A 14,663-nucleotide genomic window follows, 5' to 3' on the forward strand; every position below is an offset into this window, starting at 1 on the left:
CGAGTCCATTTGCAGTTATGCGAGTCATTTCGCTCGCCTACAATGCTCACAAGTATTAATTCTATCCAGGGTAAATATGTTTCCTGCCAAGACTGCTGTGAAGGAGTCGGGTGGGGGGGGCCACCCGAACTTGGTTATGCGGAAGGTATATTGTTGCGTTGCCACAACGAGTAATACACACGCCCGGATTTCTGCTCCCGGTGCAGGCGCCAGTTCTGCGGCAGGCCCAGGGTCGACGGTGCCGACTCGCTTTCGGTGTACACCCAGGCGTCTTCGGCCAGCCATTGGCGCTCTTCGAGCAACTTGCAAACGGCGGGCAGCAGGTTCTGGTTGAACGGTGGATCGAGGAACACCAGGTCGTAGGCCGTTGCGGTCTGGGTTTCCAGGTAGCGCAGGGCGTCGGCGGTCTGGACCTGGCCGTTGGTGCAGCGCAATGTGCCCAGGTGTTCCTTCAGGCTGGACACCGCGATGCTGCTGGCGTCCAGCGCCTGGCCCATGGCCGCGCCACGGGACAGGGCTTCGAGGAACAGCGCGCCGCTGCCGGTGAACGGGTCGAGCACCTTGGCGCCCGGCACGTAAGGCGCGAGCCAGTTGAACAGGGTTTCACGCACGCGGTCCGGCGTCGGGCGCAGGCCCGGGGCGTCGGGGAAGCTCAGCTTCCGGCTGCGCCATTCGCCGCCGATGATGCGCAGCTGGTTCACGCCGTTGTGGACGTTGCGGGCAGGTTTTTTCGAATGAGTAGCCATTAATGCTCCGGAACCCCGAGCGGCTGCTCGGAAGGTTTATCAGTAGGGGCCGGTAACGGCTTTTGCGGCACGGTCGGGCCAGCGCTGACGATGACCATCTTGTTCGTGCTCAGGTGTTTGTTCATGGCGGCTTTGACCTGCTCGACGGTCAGGGACTGGGACTGTTGCATGAAGTCCTCCAGGTGACTCAACGGCAAGTTGTAAAAGCCGATGGCGCCCAGTTGGCCGACGATATCGGCGTTGCTGGCGGTGGACAGCGGGAAGCTGCCGGCCAGTTCGCGCTTGGCGTCGTCGAGCTCTTTTTCGGTCGGGCCGGTTTTAAGGTAGTCGGCCAGCACGTCCTGCACCAGTTTCAGGGTGCCCTCGCTCATCTCGGCGCGGGTTTGCAGGTTGATCATGAACGGGCCACGCGCCTGCATCGGCGTAAAGCCCGAATACACGCCGTAAGTCAGGCCACGCTTCTCGCGCACTTCGCTCATCAAGCGGGTGCCGAAGCCGCCGCCACCGAGAATCTGGTTACCCATGGACAATGCCGCGTAGTCCGGGTCATCGCGATCGATGCCCAGTTGCGCGAGCATCAGGTTGGTCTGCTTGGACGGGAACTCGATATGGCCGACGCTGGCCTTGGGCTCAGCGGGTTGCGCAATTTTCGGCAAGGCCGGGCCTTTGGGCAGGGCGCCGGAAACCTGGGCGGCAATCGCTTCGGCTTCCGTGCGGGACAGGTCGCCGACCAGTGCGATCACCACGTTACCGGCTGCGTAGGCTTTCTCGTGGAAAGCACGCAGCTGGGCCTGGGTAATCGCCGGTACGGTTTTCGCCGTGCCGTCGCTGGCGTGTGCATACGGGTGATCACCGTACAAGCGGTTCATCAGCTCCAGACTCGCCAGTTTGCCGGGGTTCTGTTTCTGGTATTCGAAACCGGCAAGCATCTGGTTCTTGATGCGGGCCAGCGAATCGGCAGGGAAAGTCGGCTTGCCGATGACTTCGGAGAACAGCTTCAGGGCCGGCTCGCGCTTGTCCTTGGCACTCAGGCTACGCAGCGAAGCGATTGCCATGTCCTTGAACGCGCCGTTGCCGAAATCGGCGCCCAGGCCTTCGAAGCCCCGGGCAATGGCACCGACGTCTTTGCCGGCCACGCCTTCGTTGAGCATGGCGTTGGTCAGCACCGCCACGCCCGGTGCATCGCCGTCCTGGCTGCTACCGGCAGCGAAGATCAGGCGCATGTCGAACATCGGCAGCTCATGGGCTTCGACAAACAGCACCTTGGTGCCTTCGGCGGTGTTCCAGGTCTGCACGTCCAGCTTGCGGTGGTTCGGTGCCTTGCCGTTGAGTTCGGTCAGCGACTGCAGTTTCTGACTGGCCTTGGCCTTGTCGAGGGCTTCGCTGGCATTGGTTTCGACAGAGCGCGACAAATAGAACGCTGCGGAACCGATAACGGTGACGGCGATCAGGCCGATCAGGGCCAGGCGGGAGGGTTTACGCTCACTCATGAGTCGTCTCCAGAGGCAGTACATGGGCGACGCTGAGACGTTCGCGAGTGAAATACAGCTTGGCGGCTTTCTGGATATCTTCCGGCGTGACGCTTTCCAGATCGGCCAGTTCGGTGTCCATCAGTTTCCATGACAGGCCGACTGTTTCCAGTTGGCCGATGGCGGTGGCCTGACTGGTGATCGAGTCGCGCTCGAAGACCAGGCCAGCGATGACTTGTGCGCGTACGCGCTCCAGCTCTTCAGCGGTTGGCGCCGTGGTTTTCAACTGGTCGAGCAGCTTCCACAAACCGGCTTGCGCCTGGGCGATGGTCTTGTGTTTCTGCGAGTTTGGCGATGCTGACAGGGTGAAGAGACTGTCGCCACGGGTATAGGCGTCGTAACTCGACGAGCCGCCGGACACCAGTTCTTCTCCGCGCTCCAGTTGCGTCGGGATACGTCCGCTGTAGCCGCCGTCGAGCAGTGCGGAGATCAGGCGCAGGGCATTGACCAAGCGCTTGTCTTCGGCTGTGGCGATGCTCGGCACGTTGAAGGCCAGCATCAGGCTAGGCAGTTGGGTCTGCACGTGCAGGGTGATCTGGCGCTCGCCCGGTTCGGCCAGTTCCAGCGGTTTTTTCGCGGCGGGCACTTCACGCTTGGCGATCGGGCCGAAATAGCGTTGGGCCAGGGTTTTGACTTCGTCCGGGGTGACATCGCCAACCACCACCAGCGTGGCGTTGTTGGGCACGTACCAGGTTTCGTACCAATGGCGCAGCTCTTCGACTTTCATCCGCTCAAGGTCGGCCATCCAGCCGATGGTCGGTGTGTGATAGCCGCTTGCCGGGTAAGCCATGGCCTTGAAACGCTCGTAGGCCTTGGCCATCGGCTTGTCGTCGGTACGCAGGCGACGCTCTTCCTTGATGACCTCGATTTCCTTGGCGAACTCGTCGGGCGGCAGGCGCAGGCTGGCCATGCGGTCGGCTTCCAGTTCGAAGGCCACGCCCAGGCGATCCCGGGCCAGCACCTGGTAATAGGCGGTGAAATCATCGCTGGTGAATGCGTTCTCTTCGGCGCCGAGGTCGCGCAGGATCAGCGAGGCTTCGCCGGGGCCGACTTTCTCGCTGCCCTTGAACATCATGTGTTCCAGGGCGTGGGACAGGCCAGTATTACCCGGTGTCTCGTAGCTGGAGCCGACCTTGTACCAGACCTGGGAAACTACCACGGGCGCACGGTGGTCTTCGCGCACGACCACCTTCAAGCCATTGTCGAGAGTGAATTCGTGGGTGGGTTGCGGGTCGGCAGCCAGGGCCGAAAGGGGCAGGCAAACTGTGCTGAGCAGCAGGCCTGCGGCGCGGCGGGCAAGAGCATTCATTCGTTTTCAAACCTTTGGGGCTGCCCGCTTGTTCTTAGCGTCAGCGGGCGAGAGGGTGCTAGGATACTGATCCGTTTTACTGGCGGCCACGCCTATCAGGCCTTTGCGTTTGATCAGGTTGTATGGGTTTGCAGCAGAAGGTTGGAATTTATCAACTAAACTCTGCTTTTTCGCCGATTTTGCTGCTTTAGTCCTTCGTAAAAACGTTTCCGTGAGGTGCCGTTCGCACCTCGACAAAATGTTGCGCGTGAACAAGCTGGGTCAATCGCAGTCTGTTCTGCATCGAATATTTATTTGCCGGGGCGCCATTGGCGCGTCGCTACCGTGAGATAGCCGTCCTCCATGTTTGGTTCCAACGACGACAAGAAGACCCCAGCTGCGGCTGGCGAGAAGAAAAGCCTGTTCGGATGGCTGCGCAAAAAGCCGCAGGAACCCGTCGTCGAACAGCCACAAGCCATTCCTGAACCAGCGCCGACGCCGGTCCCGGTAATAGAAGAAACGCCCGCGCCGGTTGTTCTGCCGATTGCCGAGCCGTCGCTGCAACCCAAGGTTGAAGCCGTTCCCGAACCAGTCAGCGAAATCGTCACCGAACAGCCTCCGGCCCCGACGGCCGAACCGTGGTTGACCCTGCCAGTGGCCGAAGAACCCGTGGCATTGGTCGAAAATGACCTGGCTCCTCACGTGACGCCACCGATTCCGGCTCCGGCAGCGTTTACGCCTGCCCCGGTTCACGCGCCTGTGGTCGAACCGATTGTTGAGCCAGTCGTCGTGGCCGAGCCTGTGCCCGTTGTCAGTCAGCCAGAGGTTCCGGTATTCGTTGCTCCGGTTGCTCAAGCACCGGCACCCGCTCCGATTCCTGAGCCGATCGCGGCGCCCGTCGAAGCCCCGGTCGAGCCGGTACGCACCGAAGAAACCAAAGCCGGTTTCTTCGCCCGCCTCAAGCAGGGCCTGTCCAAGACCAGCGCCAGTATCGGCGAAGGCATGGCCAGCCTGTTCCTGGGCAAAAAGGTCATTGATGACGAGTTGCTCGAAGACCTCGAAACCCGTTTGCTGACCGCCGACGTGGGTGTCGAAGCCACCTCGGTGATCATTCAGCGCCTGACGCAGAAGGTTGCGCGCAAGGAGCTGGCCGATGCCGATGCCCTGTACAAATCCCTGCAAGCCGAGCTGGCAGCGATGCTCAAGCCTGTCGAGCAGCCGCTGAAAATCGCCTCGCAAAACAAGCCGTTCGTGATTCTGGTCGTCGGCGTCAACGGTGCCGGCAAGACCACCACCATCGGCAAGCTGGCGAAGAAACTGCAGCTGGAAGGCAAGAAAGTCATGCTCGCCGCCGGCGACACCTTCCGTGCCGCGGCGGTGGAGCAATTGCAGGTATGGGGTGAGCGCAACAAGATCCCGGTGATCGCGCAGCACACTGGTGCCGACTCGGCCTCGGTGATCTTCGACGCCGTGCAGGCCGCCAAGGCCCGTGGCATCGATGTGCTGATCGCCGACACCGCCGGCCGCCTGCACACCAAAGACAACCTGATGGAAGAGCTGAAAAAGGTTCGCCGGGTGATTGGCAAGCTCGACGCTGACGCACCTCACGAAGTGCTGTTGGTGCTTGACGCCGGTACCGGCCAGAACGCCATCAACCAGGCCAAGCAATTCAACCAGACCGTCGAACTGACCGGCCTGGCGCTGACCAAGCTCGACGGTACCGCCAAAGGCGGGGTGATTTTCGCCCTGGCCAAGCAATTCGGCCTGCCGATCCGCTACATTGGCGTCGGCGAAGGCATCGACGATTTGCGTACCTTTGAAGCAGAACCCTTTGTCCAGGCATTGTTTGCCGAGCGGGAGCGTTCATGATTCGTTTCGAACAGGTCGGTAAGCGCTACCCGAACGGTCACGTCGGCTTGCATGAGCTGAGCTTTCGAGTCCGTCGTGGCGAGTTCTTGTTTGTCACCGGCCATTCCGGCGCCGGTAAATCCACGCTGTTGCGCCTGTTGCTGGCGATGGAACGCCCGACCAGCGGCAAGTTGCTGCTCGCCGGGCAAGACCTGAGCACCATCAGCAACGCGCAGATTCCTTTCTTGCGTCGGCAGATCGGCGTGGTGTTCCAGAATCACCAGTTGCTGTTCGATCGCACGGTGTTCAATAACGTCGCGTTGCCTTTGCAGATCCTGGGGCTGTCCAAGGCCGAGATCGCCAAGCGCGTGGACTCGGCACTGGAGCGCGTGGCGCTGTCGGATAAAACCGATCTATACCCGGGTGACCTGTCCACCGGTCAGCAACAGCGCGTCGGCATCGCCCGCGCCATCGTTCACCGTCCGGCCTTGCTGCTGGCGGATGAGCCGACCGGTAACCTCGACCCGCGCCTGGCCGCCGAGATCATGGGTGTGTTCGAAGACATCAATCGCTTGGGTACCAGCGTGCTGATCGCCAGTCACGACCTGGCCCTGATCGCCCGCATGCGCCATCGCATGCTGACCTTGCAACGCGGTCGATTGATCGGTGACGGGGAGGCTGCGGTATGAGTGCAACACGTAGCCCCAAGGTTTCCGAGCGTGTGGCCCCGAAGGCCGCCGATCCGCAACCGCAAAAGAAAAAACACGACGATGACGACGGGCCGGACTTTGCCACGTTGTTCCGCGCCTGGATCGAAAGTCATCGCGCCAGTCTGGTGGACAGCCTGCGCCGCCTGGGCAAGCAGCCTATCGGCAGTTTCTTCACCTGCATGGTGATGGCGGTGGCCCTGAGTTTGCCCATGGGGCTGTCACTTTTGCTAAGTAACGTCGAGCGTCTGGGCGGTTCCTGGCAGCGCGCTGCGCAGATTTCCCTGTATCTGGACCTTGAGGCCAAGCCGGCCGAAGGCGAAGCGCTGCGCGATCAGATCAAGGGCATGCCTGGCGTCGCCGAGGCCGAATACGTTGGCCGGGATCAGGCACTGGAAGAGTTCCAGCAACAGTCCGGGCTGGGCGAGGCGCTCAAGGAGTTGCCGGAGAACCCGCTGCCGGGCGTGGTCCTGGTGACGCCGACTGAAGTCGACAAGCCGGCCCTTGAAGCATTAAGACAAAAACTATCCGAGCTGCCGAAGGTACAACAGGCGCAACTTGATTTAGTCTGGGTCGAGCGTCTGGCAGCCATCCTCAAGCTGGGTGACCGTTTTGTCTTCGGTCTGACCGTGCTTCTGGTTTCTGCATTACTTTTGGTGATAGGCAATACCATTCGTCTTCATATTGAAAACCGCCGCACAGAGATAGAAGTGATTAAACTGGTCGGCGGCACTGACAGCTATGTGCGCAGGCCCTTTCTGTATATGGGCGCGCTGTATGGCTTCGGTGCGGGGATTCTGTCCTGGGGCGTTCTGGCGTTCGGCCTTGATTGGCTGAACGACGCGGTGGTGGGGCTGGCCGGTTTGTACGGCAGTGATTTTGCGCTGGCTGGAGTGCCAGTTGCCGACGGTCTGTCTCTCTTGCTTGGCGCGGTGCTGTTGGGGTATATCGGTGCATGGATTGCAGTCGCACGCCACCTGAGGGAGCTTGCGCCTAAGTAGTATCATTTTGCTCGTATTGACCTTTCAGCGTTTATGAGTTTTAGGGAACTTGTCTTTCGGTTTCCGGTCAATTTTCGCAGTGCTGAACTGCACGAGTTTGTAAGTCGGAGGTTTTTTCGTATGACCAATTCTTTGCAACCTGCATATGCTCTGGTCCCGGGTGCGAACCTGGAGGCCTATGTGCACACCGTCAACAGCATTCCATTGCTGTCGCCGGAGCAGGAGCGTGAACTGGCCGAGAGTCTCTATTATGAGCAGGATTTGGGGGCGGCTCGGCAGATGGTGCTCGCCCACCTGCGTTTTGTCGTACATATCGCCCGTAGCTATTCCGGCTACGGTCTGGCTCAGGCTGACCTGATCCAGGAAGGCAACGTCGGCCTGATGAAGGCCGTGAAGCGCTTCAACCCGGAAATGGGCGTGCGCCTGGTGTCCTTTGCCGTGCACTGGATCAAGGCGGAAATCCACGAGTTCATCCTGCGCAACTGGCGCATCGTGAAAGTCGCGACCACCAAGGCCCAGCGCAAGTTGTTCTTCAACCTGCGCAGCCAGAAGAAGCGTCTGGCCTGGCTGAACAACGAAGAAGTCCATCGCGTAGCGGAAAGCCTGGGTGTAGAGCCTCGGGAAGTACGCGAGATGGAAAGCCGCCTGACCGGCCATGACATGGCCTTCGACCCGGCTGCCGAAGCGGACGACGACAGTGCATTCCAGTCGCCGGCCAACTATCTGGAAGACCACCGGTACGATCCGGCCCGTCAACTGGAAGATGCCGACTGGAGCGACAACTCCAACCACAACCTGCACGAAGCGCTGGAAGTGCTGGACGACCGCAGCCGTGACATCCTCTACCAGCGCTGGCTGGCGGAAGAAAAAGCCACGCTGCACGACCTGGCGCAGAAGTACAATGTGTCGGCCGAGCGTATTCGTCAGCTTGAGAAAAGCGCGATGAACAAGCTCAAGTTGTCGATCGCTGCGTAACTGGCGAGCAGGCAATAAAAAACGCCCCGATCATTGATCGGGGCGTTTTTGTTTGTGCCTACTATTCCTGATTCGCGCCCCAATCCCTGTAGGAGCGAGCCTGCTCGCGATGGTCGTGAACGATAACGCGTAAAGCCAGATGCCCAGCGGTGCCCTTGGGTTTTTCGCGAGCGGGCTCGCTCCTACAGGGGAAGGCGTCTTTTTATTGGGCCCAAGGCGCCCGACGCGAATCGTTCAGCCCGACCAGATAGCTGTCGCCACCTAACTGGCTCATCTGCCGTCGTATCCAGCCCGCACGCCGTGCCACGTAAGCGGTCGGATGGCTCGCACTCCACACGCGAGGGTTGGGCAGTACGGCGGCCAACAAGCTCGATTGCTGACGGCTGAGGTTCCTGGCGCTCACGCCAAAGTGATGCCGGGCCGCCGCTTCGGCGCCAAACACGCCGTCATCCCACTCGACACTGTTGAGGTACACCTCAAGAATCCGTTGCTTGGGCCAGAACACTTCGATCAGTCCGGTGAACCAGGCTTCCAGGCCTTTGCGCAGCCAGCTGCGGCCAGACCACAGGAACAGGTTTTTCGAGACTTGCTGGCTGAGGGTGCTGGCGCCACGGATCGAACCGCCGCGCTCGTTATGGGCAAACGCCGCCTGAATTGCGCCGATATCGAAGCCCCAGTGCTCCGGGAATTTCTGGTCTTCACCGGCAATCACCGCGACTTTCAGGTCATCGGAGATTTCGTCCCAGGGTTTCCAGGTCCGTTGCAGGTCGATGGGTTCGCCGTCAAACCAGGATTCGATCTTGCGCTCGACCATCAGTGTCGTCCCCGGTGGCGGCACCACGCGAAAGATCAGCACCAGCAATACGCTGCCACCCATGAACCAGAGCACGGCCTTGGAGAAATGACGGAAATAGATACGCAGCATAGAGATGGCTTGGCCGAACCCGTTGAGCGGGCCATTATACAGACCCTTTGGATCGAAACTGACTGGAGTTCTGCATGCTGCGTGGCTTTCTGATGCTGGCCGCTTTTTTCGGCTTCACCGGTGTCGGCCTCGGGGCCTTTGCCGCCCATGGCCTGAAAAACCGTCTGACACCTGAGTATCTGACGATTTTTCATACCGGCGTCACTTACCAACTGGTGCACACCCTGGCGCTGCTGGGCGTGGCACTGCTGGCCACGCAGATTCCCGGCCGTTTGCTCACGTGGGCCGGCGCATCCTTTGCCATCGGCATCCTGCTGTTCTCCGGCAGCCTGTACGTGCTCACGCTGACCGGTATCAGCAAGCTTGGCATTGTCACCCCGTTCGGCGGCCTGGCCTTCCTCGCGGGCTGGCTCTGCCTGGGCCTCGCCGCCTGGCGCTTGCCGCTGACCACTTGACGCTTATTGCTGACCTTTAGGTCACGATCGGGCTAGAATGCCAGCCCCTAAAAATGATGGCGGCATCCGGCATGCGCATTCAGTTGAACGGCGAATCCTTTGAACTGCCCGACGGTGAAACCGTTGCGGCCCTGCTGACCCGTCTGGACCTGACCGGTCGCCGGGTGGCGGTCGAACTCAATCTGGATATCGTCCCGCGCAGTCAGCACGCAGACACCACGTTGAACGACGGCGACAACGTCGAAGTGGTGCACGCCATCGGCGGCGGCTAGCAGCCTCGCCCCAGTGGCCACAGAATTCTGCAAGTACCTCACCCCTACAGAGGATTTCCCATGAGCATCGTTCGCAGCGACAAGCCTTTCGTCCTGGCCGGTCGTACTTACCAGTCGCGTTTGCTGGTCGGTACCGGCAAGTACCGTGACATGGAAGAAACCCGCTTGGCCATCGAAGCCTCGGGCGCCGAGATCGTCACTTTCGCCGTGCGCCGCACCAACCTTGGCCAGATCGAGGGCGAGCCGAACCTGCTCGAAGTGCTGTCGCCGGATCGCTACACCTTCCTGCCGAACACCGCCGGTTGCTATGACGCTATCGAGGCTGTGCGCACCTGCCGCCTGGCTCGTGAGCTGCTCGATGGCCACAACCTGGTCAAGCTGGAAGTGCTGGCGGATCAGAAAACCCTGTTCCCCAACGTGATCGAAACCCTGAAGGCCGCCGAAACGCTGGTCAAGGAAGGCTTCGACGTGATGGTTTACACCAGTGATGATCCGATCATCGCCCGTCAATTGGCGGAAATCGGCTGCATCGCGGTGATGCCGCTGGCCGGTCTGATCGGTTCGGGCCTGGGGATCTGCAACCCGTACAACCTGCAGATCATCCTCGAAGAAGCCAAAATTCCGGTGCTGGTGGATGCCGGTGTCGGTACCGCTTCCGACGCCACCATCGCCATGGAACTGGGTTGTGATGCGGTGCTGATGAACTCGGCCATCGCCCACGCCCAGCAGCCGGTCATGATGGCTGAAGCCATGAAACATGCGATCGTCGCAGGCCGCCTGGCCTACCTCGCCGGCCGCATGCCGAAAAAACTCTATGCCAGCGCCTCTTCGCCGCTGGATGGTCTGATCAAGTAAGAGCCATTGATGACTGAATCGAACGACACGCCTATCCAGACGGAAGAAGGCGACGAGCGCCAACACCGCCGCATCAAGAGTTTCGTGATGCGCGCCGGGCGCATGACCGAAGGCCAGCAAAAGGGCCTGGAGCAGGGCACTCCGCTGTTCGTGCTGCCGCTGGCCGACGCGCCGGTGGATTTCGACCAGGTGTTCGGTCGCTCGGCACCGCGCTCGCTGGAAATCGGTTTCGGCATGGGCCATTCGCTGCTGGAAATGGCAGCGGCTGCGCCGGATCAGGATTTCATTGGCGTTGAGGTTCACCGTCCGGGTGTCGGTGCGCTGCTCAACGGCGTGCTGACACAAGGCCTGACCAACCTGCGGGTCTACGATTGCGATGCGATCGAAGTGCTCAACCGCTGCGTGGCCGATAACAGCCTCGATCGCCTGATGCTGTTTTTCCCGGACCCGTGGCACAAGAGCCGTCACCACAAGCGTCGTATCGTTCAGGCGTCCTTCGCTGAGTTGGTGCGCAGCAAGTTGAAGGTTGGGGGCATTCTGCACATGGCCACTGACTGGGAACCGTACGCCGAATACATGCTGGAAGTGATGAACGTCGCGCCGGGTTACCGCAACCTTGCCGAAGACGGCAAGTGCGTACCACGCCCGGCCGAGCGCCCGATCACCAAGTTCGAACGCCGTGGCGAGCGTCTTGGGCATGGGGTGTGGGATTTGAAGTTCGAGAAGCTGGCGTAAAACCTGTGGGAGCGAGCTTGCTCGCGATGGCGGCCTGGCAGTCAACAGAGATGTTGGATGTTATGGCCTCATCGCGAGCAAGCTCGCTCCCACAGTTGTTTTAGGGTGTGGCTGAGATCAGCGGCGGTCAGCGACCACGCCAATCAACACCAGCACCACCAGCAACACCGGCGCCAGGCTGTAGTTGTTGAACTGGCTCAAGCCGCGCACGACCCACGGTGTGGCATAGATCAGCGCCGCGCCGCTGCCGATCATGCACAGCAGAGACATCAGCGGCACGCGCAAGGCGCCGGCGATGCTGCCCAGGCGTTGCTCGACCCAGCCTTTGAAATCCGCACCAAACAGCACCAGCAGGCAGCCCACCAGGGCCAGGGCGATTTCCGAGAGGTTGCTGCGGCTCCAGCGAGACACAGTGGCAAGCAGGTCGAGTACCAAATCCATTCGATTTCCTTATGTCAGAAATTTCTGCAGCAAGTCGTTGAGGAAGAGTTGTCCGCGCTCGGTGGCTACCAGACGTGAAGGTTCGACCTGCAACAGGCCGCTTTGTTCGGCTTCACGGCGGCCTTCAGCGAGGCTTTCCAGCGTCATGCCGGTACGTTCCGGGTACAGCCGCGATTCGACGCCTTCAGTCAGGCGCAGTGCGTTCATCAGGAATTCGAACGGCATTTCATCGTTGCCCAGCGCTTTCTCGCCGGCCTTAAAGCTTTTCGCCGGATTCAGGTAATCCTTGGGCAGGCGGGTCTTCCAGGTACGAATGATGCGCCCGTCCGGATGGCTGAGCTTGCCATGGGCGCCGGCGCCGATGCCAATGAAGTCGCCAAAACTCCAGTAATTGAGGTTGTGGCGCGCCGGGCGACCGGGCAGGGCATAGGCCGAAACTTCGTATTGAACGTAACCATGTTCAGCCAGCAGTGCTTGCCCGGCCTCCTGAATGTCCCACAGCGTGTCGTCTTCCGGCAGAGTCGGTGGCTGGTTCCAGAATACTGTGTTCGGTTCCAGGGTCAGTTGATACCACGACAGGTGAGTCGGTTTCAGGGCGATGGCTGTGCGCAGGTCCGCCAAGGCATCGTCCAGGGACTGATTCGGCAAGCCATGCATCAAGTCCAGGTTGAAGTTGTCGAACCCGGCCTGCCGCGCCATACCGGCGGCGCGTACGGCTTCGTCACCGTTATGAATCCGTCCCAGGGCCTCGAGCTTTTCTTGCTGAAAGCTCTGAATACCGATCGACAGGCGATTGATCCCCAGTTTCCGGTACGCCACGAACTTGTCTTGCTCGAACGTCCCCGGATTGGCTTCCAGGGTGATTTCGATGTCGCTGGCAAACGGAATGCGCTGTTCGACGCCTTTGAGCAAACGACCCAGCGAATCAGCGCTGAACAGGCTTGGCGTGCCGCCACCAAAGAAAATCGAGCTCAGCTCACGACCATAAACGGCGTGCAGGTCCTGATCGAGATCGGCCAGCAATGCGTCGACGTACTCTTCTTCCGGCAGCACGGGGCTGGCCGTGTGGGAGTTGAAGTCGCAATAAGGGCATTTGCGCACGCACCACGGGATGTGGATATACAGCGCCAGCGGCGGCAGCACAGGCAGGGCCGCCCGAGGCGATAGAGCATCGCCGCCGAAGATCAGCGGCGACGCGGATGATTCACGGGTCATTTCAAGCCCAGACGCTGGCGCAGCAGATCCATTGCACGGGCGCGGTGGCTGATCTGGTTCTTGTCGCCTGGGCTCAGTTCGGCGCTGGAGCAATCGCGCTCCGGCACCCAGAACAGCGGGTCGTAGCCAAAACCGTGTTCGCCGCTGGCCTGGGTCAGGATTCGCCCGTGCCACAAACCTTCGCAGAGGATCGGCAACGGATCATCGGCGTGGCGCACCAGTGCCAGCACGCAGACGAACTGCGCGCCACGTTCGGCTTCAGGCACGTCTTTCAACACGTCGAGCAGCTTGGCGTTGTTCGCCGCATCGCCCTTGCCATCGGCATAACGCGCCGAGTAGATACCGGGCGCGCCGCCAAGGAAATCCACCGCCAGCCCGGAATCGTCGGCCAGCGCCGGCAGGCCGGAAATGCGCGCGGCATTGCGGGCCTTGAGGATGGCGTTCTCGACGAACGACAAACCAGTCTCTTCGGGCTCGACGCTGCTGAACTCGCCGATCGAGCGCAGATGCACCGACTCGCCGAGCATGGCCTGGAGTTCCTTGAGTTTGCCGGCGTTATGGCTGGCCAGTACGAGTTGCGTGAAGTTGATCATTGGCCAGGGAAGAGCTCTTGGTTGAAATTGATGGTGTTGATCTTGTCGCCGGTCTGCACCTTGATGTTGAAGGTGCGGATTTCCTGCTGCGGTACCGGGTATTGGGCGATGTAGTAAATCGCTCCTTGCTCGGTGACCTGCTTGAAGTTCAGTGTGTAGCTTTGGCTGGTCAGGTCTTTGACGGTGCCGCTGACGTCGGCCGCCATCGGCGTGCCGGCCTTGATCACCGAAATGTTGATCACGCCCTGATCCTTGCTGCGGGTCAGCTGGGCAGCCTTGGCAACGTCCGGTAGCAGGTAGGTGGAGTTGAAGGTGTTGTAGTGCACCGTCACGTCACCGAAGGTTTCCTTGCGTTCGCTCTTGATGGCGTCGGCGGCCATGGCGGTGACGCTCAGGCAGGCAGTGAGTAGAAACAACGCTAGACGACCCATGATCGTTCTCCTTGAAGTAGGGTGGATCAGACCGCGACCTTGTGGTCGGAAAGTCCCGGACTGCTGACGCGGTAGATACCGATCTCACCTAACAGATTAGGCCATAGCTTGCTGGCCCACCCGTGCCGATGCTGTTGATCCACGGCCAGCCGATCAATGACCTTCGCTTCACGTTCGCGACACAAGGCTTCAAAGTCGGCGAAGGTGCAGAAGTGAATGTTCGGCGTGTTGTACCAGGTGTACGGCAGGAACTCGGAAACCGGCATGCGGCCCTTGCTCGCCAGGTACCAGCGGCACCGCCAGTGGCCGAAGTTGGGGAAGGTGATGATGCACTGGCGACCGACGCGCAGCATTTCCTCGAGGATCCTGTCCGGGTAGTGCACCGCTTGCAGCGCCTGGGTCATGACCACGACATCGAAACTGTTGCTGGCAAAGTTGCCCAGGCCCTTGTCCAGGTCCTGTTCGATGACGTTGATGCCCTTGGCCACGCACTCGGCGATATTGTCGGCGTCGTTTTCCAGGCCATAACCGGTGACTTGCTTGTTATCGCGCAGCCAGGTCAGCAGTTCGCCATCGCCGCACCCGAGGTCGAGCACGCGGCTGCCGGCGGGGATCCATTCCTGGATGATTTCCAGATCAGCTCTCAT

At 60.6% G+C, this 14,663-nt stretch carries 17 protein-coding genes; 8 read left to right on the forward strand and 9 right to left on the reverse strand.

Annotated features, from left to right (window positions below; all coding sequences use genetic code 11):
* Nucleotides 1-134: 134 nt before the first annotated feature.
* Genes rsmD through AC1RP7_RS05355 form a run of 3 tightly spaced genes read right to left on the reverse strand, consistent with a single transcriptional unit; the run spans nt 135 to nt 3,584 of the window.
* Nucleotides 135-746: a 16S rRNA (guanine(966)-N(2))-methyltransferase RsmD gene (gene rsmD, locus AC1RP7_RS05345; RefSeq protein ID WP_493181363.1), complete on the reverse strand. Its 612-nt coding sequence runs from the start codon at nt 744-746 to the stop codon at nt 135-137.
* Nucleotides 746-2,236 carry a M16 family metallopeptidase gene (locus tag AC1RP7_RS05350; protein WP_493181362.1) on the reverse strand — a complete coding sequence of 497 codons (1,491 nt, stop codon included), beginning with the start codon at nt 2,234-2,236 and terminating at the stop codon, nt 746-748. The genes rsmD and AC1RP7_RS05350 overlap by 1 nt, the downstream gene beginning before the upstream one ends.
* On the reverse strand, nt 2,229-3,584 hold the full coding sequence (locus AC1RP7_RS05355) for a M16 family metallopeptidase (protein ID WP_057712905.1): 1,356 nt from the start codon (nt 3,582-3,584) through the stop codon (nt 2,229-2,231). Before AC1RP7_RS05355 ends, AC1RP7_RS05350 begins: the two co-directional genes overlap by 8 nt.
* 342 nt (nt 3,585-3,926) lie before the next feature.
* Here AC1RP7_RS05355 and ftsY point away from each other — a divergent pair, with 342 nt between their 5' ends.
* From ftsY to rpoH, 4 genes are all read left to right on the forward strand, one after another.
* Nucleotides 3,927-5,432 (forward strand): signal recognition particle-docking protein FtsY, encoded by a 1,506-nt coding sequence (gene ftsY, locus AC1RP7_RS05360; RefSeq protein WP_493181361.1) that lies wholly within the window; start codon nt 3,927-3,929, stop codon nt 5,430-5,432.
* A complete protein-coding gene (ftsE, locus tag AC1RP7_RS05365) occupies nt 5,429-6,100 on the forward strand; it encodes a cell division ATP-binding protein FtsE (protein ID WP_007975383.1) in 672 nt (223 codons plus the stop codon). The genes ftsY and ftsE overlap by 4 nt, the downstream gene beginning before the upstream one ends.
* Nucleotides 6,097-7,119 carry a permease-like cell division protein FtsX gene (ftsX, locus tag AC1RP7_RS05370; protein ID WP_057712907.1) on the forward strand — a complete coding sequence of 341 codons (1,023 nt, stop codon included), beginning with the start codon at nt 6,097-6,099 and terminating at the stop codon, nt 7,117-7,119. The genes ftsE and ftsX overlap by 4 nt, the downstream gene beginning before the upstream one ends.
* 120 nt (nt 7,120-7,239) lie before the next feature.
* A complete protein-coding gene (rpoH, locus tag AC1RP7_RS05375; RefSeq protein ID WP_007975386.1) occupies nt 7,240-8,094 on the forward strand; it encodes an RNA polymerase sigma factor RpoH in 855 nt (284 codons plus the stop codon).
* Between the two features lie 202 nt (nt 8,095-8,296).
* Here the strand turns inward: rpoH and mtgA are convergent, their stop codons facing one another.
* Entirely contained in the window at nt 8,297-9,019 is a 723-nt protein-coding gene (mtgA, locus tag AC1RP7_RS05380) for a monofunctional biosynthetic peptidoglycan transglycosylase (protein WP_057712908.1), read from the reverse strand.
* Nucleotides 9,020-9,093: 74 nt separating this feature from the next.
* Here mtgA and AC1RP7_RS05385 point away from each other — a divergent pair, with 74 nt between their 5' ends.
* The 4 genes from AC1RP7_RS05385 (at nt 9,094) to trmB (ending at nt 11,336) form a co-directional block, all read left to right on the forward strand.
* Entirely contained in the window at nt 9,094-9,474 is a 381-nt protein-coding gene (locus AC1RP7_RS05385; protein WP_057712909.1) for a DUF423 domain-containing protein, read from the forward strand.
* A 71-nt stretch (nt 9,475-9,545) separates the two neighbouring features.
* Entirely contained in the window at nt 9,546-9,746 is a 201-nt protein-coding gene (gene thiS, locus AC1RP7_RS05390; RefSeq protein WP_007953386.1) for a sulfur carrier protein ThiS, read from the forward strand.
* A 60-nt stretch (nt 9,747-9,806) separates the two neighbouring features.
* The gene (locus tag AC1RP7_RS05395; protein ID WP_007975390.1) at nt 9,807-10,601 is read left to right on the forward strand and encodes a thiazole synthase; all 795 of its coding nucleotides are present in this window, start codon (nt 9,807-9,809) and stop codon (nt 10,599-10,601) included.
* A 9-nt stretch (nt 10,602-10,610) separates the two neighbouring features.
* Nucleotides 10,611-11,336 carry a tRNA (guanosine(46)-N7)-methyltransferase TrmB gene (gene trmB, locus AC1RP7_RS05400; protein ID WP_057712910.1) on the forward strand — a complete coding sequence of 242 codons (726 nt, stop codon included), beginning with the start codon at nt 10,611-10,613 and terminating at the stop codon, nt 11,334-11,336.
* 117 nt (nt 11,337-11,453) lie between these two features.
* Here trmB and AC1RP7_RS05405 read toward each other — a convergent pair whose 3' ends face one another.
* The 5 genes from AC1RP7_RS05405 to metW are packed head-to-tail and all read right to left on the reverse strand — an operon-like array spanning nt 11,454 to nt 14,663.
* On the reverse strand, nt 11,454-11,777 hold the full coding sequence (locus AC1RP7_RS05405) for a DUF3392 domain-containing protein (protein WP_007987827.1): 324 nt from the start codon (nt 11,775-11,777) through the stop codon (nt 11,454-11,456).
* Nucleotides 11,778-11,786: 9 nt separating this feature from the next.
* The gene (gene hemW, locus AC1RP7_RS05410; protein WP_223500811.1) at nt 11,787-12,992 is read right to left on the reverse strand and encodes a radical SAM family heme chaperone HemW; all 1,206 of its coding nucleotides are present in this window, start codon (nt 12,990-12,992) and stop codon (nt 11,787-11,789) included.
* Complete coding sequence (rdgB, locus tag AC1RP7_RS05415) at nt 12,989-13,585, reverse strand: RdgB/HAM1 family non-canonical purine NTP pyrophosphatase (RefSeq protein ID WP_007987823.1); 597 nt, start codon at nt 13,583-13,585, stop codon at nt 12,989-12,991. Before rdgB ends, hemW begins: the two co-directional genes overlap by 4 nt.
* Nucleotides 13,582-14,016: a DUF4426 domain-containing protein gene (locus tag AC1RP7_RS05420; RefSeq protein ID WP_057712913.1), complete on the reverse strand. Its 435-nt coding sequence runs from the start codon at nt 14,014-14,016 to the stop codon at nt 13,582-13,584. Before AC1RP7_RS05420 ends, rdgB begins: the two co-directional genes overlap by 4 nt.
* 26 nt (nt 14,017-14,042) lie before the next feature.
* Entirely contained in the window at nt 14,043-14,663 is a 621-nt protein-coding gene (metW, locus tag AC1RP7_RS05425) for a methionine biosynthesis protein MetW (protein WP_056726485.1), read from the reverse strand.

This window comes from Pseudomonas sp. GW822-FHT01E03 (assembly GCF_058802985.1).

What these genes read in the sequence shown, in the direction of transcription:
- rsmD (WP_493181363.1), bottom strand. Translation starts at nt 746, where the DNA reads ATGGCTACTCATTCGAAAAAACCTGCCCGCAACGTCCACAACGGCGTG.
- AC1RP7_RS05350 (WP_493181362.1), bottom strand. Translation starts at nt 2,236, where the DNA reads ATGAGTGAGCGTAAACCCTCCCGCCTGGCCCTGATCGGCCTGATCGCC.
- AC1RP7_RS05355 (WP_057712905.1), bottom strand. Translation starts at nt 3,584, where the DNA reads ATGAATGCTCTTGCCCGCCGCGCCGCAGGCCTGCTGCTCAGCACAGTT.
- ftsY (WP_493181361.1), top strand. Translation starts at nt 3,927, where the DNA reads ATGTTTGGTTCCAACGACGACAAGAAGACCCCAGCTGCGGCTGGCGAG.
- ftsE (WP_007975383.1), top strand. Translation starts at nt 5,429, where the DNA reads ATGATTCGTTTCGAACAGGTCGGTAAGCGCTACCCGAACGGTCACGTC.
- ftsX (WP_057712907.1), top strand. Translation starts at nt 6,097, where the DNA reads ATGAGTGCAACACGTAGCCCCAAGGTTTCCGAGCGTGTGGCCCCGAAG.
- rpoH (WP_007975386.1), top strand. Translation starts at nt 7,240, where the DNA reads ATGACCAATTCTTTGCAACCTGCATATGCTCTGGTCCCGGGTGCGAAC.
- mtgA (WP_057712908.1), bottom strand. Translation starts at nt 9,019, where the DNA reads ATGCTGCGTATCTATTTCCGTCATTTCTCCAAGGCCGTGCTCTGGTTC.
- AC1RP7_RS05385 (WP_057712909.1), top strand. Translation starts at nt 9,094, where the DNA reads ATGCTGCGTGGCTTTCTGATGCTGGCCGCTTTTTTCGGCTTCACCGGT.
- thiS (WP_007953386.1), top strand. Translation starts at nt 9,546, where the DNA reads ATGCGCATTCAGTTGAACGGCGAATCCTTTGAACTGCCCGACGGTGAA.
- AC1RP7_RS05395 (WP_007975390.1), top strand. Translation starts at nt 9,807, where the DNA reads ATGAGCATCGTTCGCAGCGACAAGCCTTTCGTCCTGGCCGGTCGTACT.
- trmB (WP_057712910.1), top strand. Translation starts at nt 10,611, where the DNA reads ATGACTGAATCGAACGACACGCCTATCCAGACGGAAGAAGGCGACGAG.
- AC1RP7_RS05405 (WP_007987827.1), bottom strand. Translation starts at nt 11,777, where the DNA reads ATGGATTTGGTACTCGACCTGCTTGCCACTGTGTCTCGCTGGAGCCGC.
- hemW (WP_223500811.1), bottom strand. Translation starts at nt 12,992, where the DNA reads ATGACCCGTGAATCATCCGCGTCGCCGCTGATCTTCGGCGGCGATGCT.
- rdgB (WP_007987823.1), bottom strand. Translation starts at nt 13,585, where the DNA reads ATGATCAACTTCACGCAACTCGTACTGGCCAGCCATAACGCCGGCAAA.
- AC1RP7_RS05420 (WP_057712913.1), bottom strand. Translation starts at nt 14,016, where the DNA reads ATGGGTCGTCTAGCGTTGTTTCTACTCACTGCCTGCCTGAGCGTCACC.
- metW (WP_056726485.1), bottom strand. Translation starts at nt 14,663, where the DNA reads ATGAGAGCTGATCTGGAAATCATCCAGGAATGGATCCCCGCCGGCAGC.